The organism is Streptomyces sp. UNOC14_S4 (genome assembly GCF_020740835.1).
In the GTDB taxonomy this organism is placed as follows: Bacteria; Actinomycetota; Actinomycetes; order Streptomycetales; family Streptomycetaceae; genus Streptomyces.
In genome coordinates this window covers 1-4,612 of the sequence record NZ_JAINFC010000568.1, presented here as the reverse complement: position 1 = coordinate 4,612, position 4,612 = coordinate 1, and the positions used below count along the sequence as shown (strand labels likewise).

Below are 4,612 nucleotides of genomic sequence, written 5' to 3'. Positions count from 1 at the left end.
GTCTCATGAAGACGACGAGCCACACCGCCACCGCCCCCACCGTCGACGGGCTCATCACCGCCGTACGGGCGGGTGAGCACGGCCCGCTCCCCGCGGACCTCGTGGCCACCAGCGTGTTCTGGGTCCACCACGGCACCCGGCTGGCGGGTGGCGACACCACCTATCTCAACCAGTACGTCCTCGTACGGCTCGGCGGCTCCTTCGGCGGCTGCGCGTTCGAGGCGGGCCAACTCGACCCGGCGATCTGCCGCGACTTCTCGGGCGTCTCCCTCGACGTCCTGCTGCGCGCCGCGCCGCTGCCACTGCGGATCGCCGCCCTCGACGCCTACCTCTCCGAGATACGGCCGCACCGGACGGCCGCGGACCGCGCGGAGGCCGAGGCGGTCCTCCTCCCCGCGGGCACCCCGGAGGCCAGGGCGCGGGCGCGGGACGCGACTGTCGCCGGGCTGCTGGACATCGAGGAGGGCACCCGCGTGGGCCTCATCGGCGTGGTCAACCCGCTGGTCGCCGCCATCCGCGAGCGCGGCGGCACGCCACTGCCCTGCGACTTCAACCTGCGGACCACCCAGTGGGGCGACCCGGTGACCGACGACATGCACGAGGTGCTCGACCGCGCCGAGGCCGTCGTCGCCACCGGGATGACCCTCGGCAACGGCTCGTTCGACACGATCCTCGAACGCTGCCGGACCCGTGGCATCCCCCTGATCGTCTACGCGCAGACGGGCAGCGCCGTGGCACGGGCTTTCCTCGGCGACGGGGTGACCGCGCTGTCCGCCGAGCCGTTCCCGTTCTCGCAGTTCAGCGCCGAGCCGACCGCCCTGTACCGCTACCGGGCCGCGAGCGGCTCGTGACACCGGCCACCCACAGGACCGTGTCCGGCACCGGGCACGCGCCCTGTCACCACGGCGAGATCCTCCAGGGCGTCTTCCTCGACTCCGCCGGGCGCCGGTGCGCCGCTCTGGTCACCCTCCCCATGAGCGGGCCGGGCTCCCATGCCACGTTCACGGCGGACCCCGGCGCCCCGCCGCGGGACCTGACCGTCTTCCCGCCCGGCCGTACGAAGGCCCTGCGCGCCGCGTCCCTCACCGCCGAGGAGTGCGCACGGCGGCGCGGGACGGCCCCGTGCGGCGGGGTGCTGACCCTCACCGGCGACATCCCCGTGGGCCTGGGCATGGGCAGTTCCACCAGTGACGTCATCGCCGTCGTCCGGGCGGTCGCCGACGCCTTCGGCACCGCGCTGCCGCCGGACGCGGTAGCCCGGCTGGCGGTACGCGCCGAGCTGGCCTCCGACCCGCTGATGCTCGACGGCCGCCCGGTGCTGTTCGCCCAGCGCGAGGGCCGGGTCCTGGAGGTCCTGGGCCCGGCCCTGCCACCGGCCGTCGTCGTGGGCTGCGCGCTGGGCGGCCCCGTCGACACGCTGTCCCTGCCCGCACAGTCCCATGGCGAGAAGGACGTTCGGGCGTACGCGCGGCTGCTCGCGCTGCTGCGGCGGGCCGTGGCCGAGGGCGACACCGGGCTGCTCGGCCACGTCGCGACCGCCAGCGCGCGACGCGCCCAACGGGTGCTGCGACACGAGAAGTTCGACACCCTCACGGACATCGCCGACCACGTGGGCGCCGTCGGCGTGCAGATCGCGCACAGCGGGACGGTGGCAGGGCTGCTCTTCTCCCCCACGGCACCCGGCCTGCGGCACCGGCTGCGGCAGTGCGCCCGCGCCCTGGACTCCAACGGCATCCCCGTCACCCGCACCTTCACGACCTCGACCACTGTCAAGGAGCCCCCGGAATGGACCAGCACTTCGCGGAATCCGTCGGCCGCCCCGACCTCGTACGCCTCGACGACCGGCTCGTCTGCCTGCGCTTCGAGACCATGAAGGCCGTCTCCGCGCTGGCGGCGGTACGACACCTCCTCGACACCGGGGCCGTACGGCGCGGCGACACCCTCCTCGACAGCTCCAGCGGCATCTACGGCTACGCCCTCGCCCTGGCCTGCCACCGCTACGGCATGCGCTGCCACATCGTCGGCTCGACGACCGTCGACCGCACGCTGCGCACCCAGCTCGCCGTGCTCGGTGTGGAGTTCGAGCAGATGGCACCCTGCGCCGATCTCAAGCTCGACCAGAAGCGCCGCGTCGCGCGCATCCACGAGATCCTGGCGGAGCGCCCCGGCCACCACTGGATGCGGCAGTACCACGACGACATCCACTACCTCGGCTACCGCTCCGTCGCCCGGCGCGTCCGCGAGGAGACCGGCACCGACCGCCTCACACTCGTCGGCGGCGTGGGCTCCGGCGCCTCCACCGGAGCCCTCGCCCGCTACCTGCGCGAGGACTCACCCGACGTCGACCTCGTCGGCGTACAGCCCTACGGCAGCGTCACCTTCGGCAGCGAGCACGTCAGCGACCCGGAGATCATCATCGCGGGCATCGGCAGCTCGATCCCCTTCGGCAACGTCGCGCACGAGCTGTACGACACCGTGCACTGGCTCTCCTTCGAGGCAGCGCGCTCGGGCTCCGTCGACCTGCTCCGCCGCCACGCGGTCTTCGCGGGCCTCTCCACGGGCGCCGCCTACCTCACGGCCCGCTGGGAGCGCGACCGGTCCCCCGACCGCACGGTGGTCTTCGTCGCGGCCGACACCGGCCACCGCTACGTCGACACGGTCTTCGCCCACCACGCGGAGGCGACCCCCGTGGACCGGCTCGCACCCCGCGAGGTGTCGGCACCGGAGGAACTCGCGCTGCCGTGGTCCCGCATGCGCTGGCACCGACGGCCCGCACCGGGGGCTGCGGAAGCTGTGGGGAGGGGCATGCGGTGACGGCATGCGCAGGCTGGTGTACTGACACCAGGTCCGCCGTAGCGCGAAGCGATCTTGAAGTTACGTTCAGTCAATATTTTTGTAGGACCGGCTGGACGTACGCGACACCCGTGACGGCATAACAGGTGAGAGCTACCGATGCTCTTCCGGGTGGTGGGGGAGGGGACAACCCGGAACGACTCGACACCGAGGAAACCTGTGATCGTGTTCGACGGCACCGCGCCGCCCGAGCGCCTGGTGGGGGAAAACGCCTCCCTCAGGCGAACACAGCAGCACAACGAGCACCACACCATGCTGCCCCGCCCCGCGCGGGTACCGGCATGAGTGCCAAAAACACCGTGCTGCGCACGGCCACACCGGAGCACCAGTCAGTGGTCTACGAGTCCTTCGTCCTGCGCAAGCGCGACGGGTACGTCAAGTGGGCCCTCTGGCAGCTGCACTCGATGGAGGACGCCCGTGACGCTGCCAACGAAGCCCTGTTCCGGCTCTATCTGAGGTGGGACGACGCCCTGGCCAGTGCCAGTGCCGACGCCTACGGTTTCAAGATCCTCAGGGACACCGTCGTCGACATGCTCCGTAAACGCGACCGGCGCCCCTCCACCCCCATCGGCCTCGCGTTCCAGGCCACCGTCCAGCCCATCGCCGGTATCCCCGACGAAGAGATCGAGCAGGTCTCCGCACGCCTCGAGCTGCACCATGCCGTCGCCCAGCTTCCCGAGCGGCAGCGCACCTGCATCGCCCTCCACTACCTGATGGGCCACACCGTCGAGGAAGTCGCCGACATCACCGGAATCACCGACTCCACCGTCCGCTCACACCTGTCGGCCGGCCGGACCGCCCTGGCCGCCCTCCTCGACCCGACCGCTCATGAGAAAGGCCACCCCGGATGATCGAGGACCTCCTACGCGGGTCACAGATCCGTACCCCCGCCTACACCAGCGAACAGCGCGCCGAAGACGACCGGTTCCTGCGCGCCCGCATCGAGGACGCCGAACGGCGCCGCGCCTGCGCCGCGCGGCGCGCGGCCGGCTGGCTGGTCCCCACCTCCCCCGAGCTGGCCGCACTCCTCCTGGAATCCGTCACCGGCCGCTCCCCCGGCTGCATGTGGCAGCTCAAGCGACGCCTGCACGGCGACCTCAAAGGACTCTGCTGCCAGGTCAGCAGAGCACCCGGCGCCGCAGCCCGGCTGATCGAGTTCGCCGAGGCCGAACGCCCCACCGACCCCGTCGCCGCGCGCGGCCTGGGATGCCTGCTCTACCTCGCCGGGCACGACGACGGAGCCCGCTTCTGGTGGCGCTACGCCGCCGGAGCGGACGATTCCACCGCCGCGTACTGCCTCTTCCTCGAAGGACTCCTGCGCGACGAGCCCGTCGAAGCCGTCCACTGCTACCGGGAACTGCACGGCTCCGACTTCCTGTGCGACGAGGACTGGGAGACCCCCTTGTTCTCCGCGCGCACCGCCGCGACCACCAAGTCGCCGTGGGCCCCCGACATCGGCGACCGTATCTGCGAGGTCACCACCGGCCCCGGCAACCGCCCTGTCCCCATCCCCGAGGGCTACCTCCAGGACGCCTCACAGGCCGAACGCGAAGAGCTCCTCTGCCACCACTGACCCACCCGGCCCCGGCTCCTCGCGTGCCCTGCAGCCCACCGGCCGCAGGGCACGCCCATGCCCAGCGAAAGGCAACCCCTGTGAACCGTCTCCGACGGCTCCGCCGCCGACGCCCCCGCAGACCCTGGCCGCCACGCAACCTGCCCTACCGCGTCCAGTTCACCGCCGCTGTCCTCAGCGGCGCCC

General features: G+C 72.1%; 6 protein-coding genes. All 6 read left to right on the top strand.

The window, feature by feature from the left end; genetic code table 11:
- Positions 1-5 precede the first annotated feature (5 nt).
- The 6 genes from K6I34_RS32180 (at position 6) to K6I34_RS32160 (ending at position 4,426) form a co-directional block, all read left to right on the top strand.
- Entirely contained in the window at positions 6-851 is an 846-nt protein-coding gene (locus tag K6I34_RS32180) for a Rossmann-like domain-containing protein (protein WP_229331537.1), read from the top strand.
- Positions 852-871: 20 nt separating this feature from the next.
- Positions 872-1,873, top strand: coding sequence for a GHMP kinase (locus tag K6I34_RS32175; RefSeq protein WP_229331536.1), 1,002 nt, complete (start codon positions 872-874; stop codon positions 1,871-1,873).
- The gene (locus K6I34_RS32170; protein ID WP_229331534.1) at positions 1,786-2,814 is read left to right on the top strand and encodes a pyridoxal-phosphate dependent enzyme; all 1,029 of its coding nucleotides are present in this window, start codon (positions 1,786-1,788) and stop codon (positions 2,812-2,814) included. Before K6I34_RS32175 ends, K6I34_RS32170 begins: the two co-directional genes overlap by 88 nt.
- Before the next feature lie 198 nt (positions 2,815-3,012).
- A complete protein-coding gene (locus tag K6I34_RS38480) occupies positions 3,013-3,138 on the top strand; it encodes a hypothetical protein (RefSeq protein ID WP_275127201.1) in 126 nt (41 codons plus the stop codon).
- On the top strand, positions 3,135-3,704 hold the full coding sequence (locus K6I34_RS32165; RefSeq protein WP_229331532.1) for an RNA polymerase sigma factor: 570 nt from the start codon (positions 3,135-3,137) through the stop codon (positions 3,702-3,704). The genes K6I34_RS38480 and K6I34_RS32165 overlap by 4 nt, the downstream gene beginning before the upstream one ends.
- Positions 3,701-4,426 carry a hypothetical protein gene (locus K6I34_RS32160; protein ID WP_229331530.1) on the top strand — a complete coding sequence of 242 codons (726 nt, stop codon included), beginning with the start codon at positions 3,701-3,703 and terminating at the stop codon, positions 4,424-4,426. The genes K6I34_RS32165 and K6I34_RS32160 overlap by 4 nt, the downstream gene beginning before the upstream one ends.
- The last annotated feature ends 186 nt before the right edge of the window (positions 4,427-4,612 follow it).